Origin of the sequence: Metabacillus niabensis, assembly GCF_902829255.1 — a bacterium.
GTDB lineage: Bacteria > Bacillota > Bacilli > Bacillales > Bacillaceae > Metabacillus > Metabacillus niabensis.
Genome location: NZ_CADEPK010000048.1, coordinates 1 through 1,686, shown reverse-complemented (window position 1 = coordinate 1,686; position 1,686 = coordinate 1). Strand labels below are relative to the sequence as shown.

General features: G+C 33.6%; 1 protein-coding gene. It reads left to right on the top strand.

Annotated features, from left to right (window positions below; genetic code table 11):
• The coding region (locus tag HU235_RS06615) for an LTA synthase family protein (protein WP_174879701.1) at positions 1-1,314 on the top strand (1,314 nt) is incomplete at its 5' end.
• Positions 1,315-1,686: the final 372 nt, after the last annotated feature.

The window sequence follows — 1,686 nt, the reverse complement described above, 5'->3', positions numbered from 1 at the left end:
ATTTATGACGCATTTTTACAATCGAAAACTACGGCACAAAGAGCGCTAGCAGATAGTGATAATTTGACTGAAATTGAAAACTATGTAAATGCAAACCGTAAGGAGCCTTCTGAAGATTTATTTGGAGTAGCAAAAGGTCGAAATGTGATTTTAATTTCATTAGAATCACTACAAAGTTTTGTCATTAATGAGAAAGTAAATGGCCAGGAAATTACTCCATTCCTAAATGATTTGATTGGAGAAAGCTACTATTTTGATAATTTCTACCATCAAACTGGGCAAGGGAAAACATCAGATTCAGAGTTTATTGTCGATAACTCATTGTATCCATTAGGACGTGGTGCAGTATACTTTACAAACAGTAGTAACGAATATACTGCTACGCCTGAGTTATTAAAGGATCATGGATATTATTCAACAATTTTTCATGCTAATAATAAGAGCTTCTGGAATCGTGACATAATGTATGAAACTTTAGGTTATGACCGTTTCTTTGATGTTAATGATTATGAAGTGACAGCGGACAATTCGATTGGTTGGGGATTAAAAGATATCGACTTTTTTGAGCAAACTGTTCAACATATAGATAATCTTCCACAGCCGTTCTACACAAGACTTATTACATTAACAAACCATTTCCCATTTGATCTTGGGGAAGAGGATAAAATGATTGATGAATTTGACTCAAATAGTAAAACACTAAATCAATATATCCCGACAGTGCGATATATGGATGAGGGTGTTAAGCATTTCTTTGAGAAATTAAAGCAAACCGATGTATATGAAAATTCAATCATCATTCTATATGGTGACCATTATGGTATCTCTGAGAACCATAATAAAGCAATGGAGCAATTTACAGGAAAAGAAATTACTCCATTTGAAACAATCCAATTACAGCGTGTTCCGTTTATTGTTCATATACCTGGAGTTACTGATAAAGAACCAAAGACAATATCAAAAGTAACTGGACAAATTGATATTCGTCCTACAATTATGAGCTTACTTGGTATTGATACTTCTGATCAGATTCAATTTGGTTCAGATGCCTTCTCTGACGAAAAACTATCATTTGCAGCATTAAGAGATGGAAGCTTTATAACTGAAAATAATGTTTATACTCGTGGCGTATGTTATGACAAAGCAACAGGTGAGGAAGTCGAGGAAGCGGTTTGTGAGCCTTATATGGAAAAGGCTAAACAGGAATTAAGCTATTCGGATGAAATCATCTATGGTGATTTATTACGCTTTTACGGTAAACAGGGAGAATCCACTGAAGTAAAAAGTAATACGAAAACAAATGATAATAAATAATAATTAAGAAAGCTGACTTTATGCTAGTTCCTTTATGGAATAAACTGGCGAGGTCAGCTTTTTTATGTTGGTGCTGCTAATCTTGGTTGTTTATTTCCCTCTTGCAGTCTTTGCTTTTAGCAATTGGGTATGGAGGCTCCTGTAGCATTAAGTGCAGAGTGTCTCTCTTCGACACGCATCTTATGCATTCTCTCACTTAACAAAGTGTTAAGAAGCAACAGTAAGCTTTAACATAGCCTTTAATTGAAAAAAGCGATGTTCTACAACGTGATTTAAGGATGTTTTAGATCTGTTGTATATTAACTTAAAAATTGAATATATATGAAAAGTCAAAGCTAATATGAAATTGAATAGTATAGATCAATATTATTA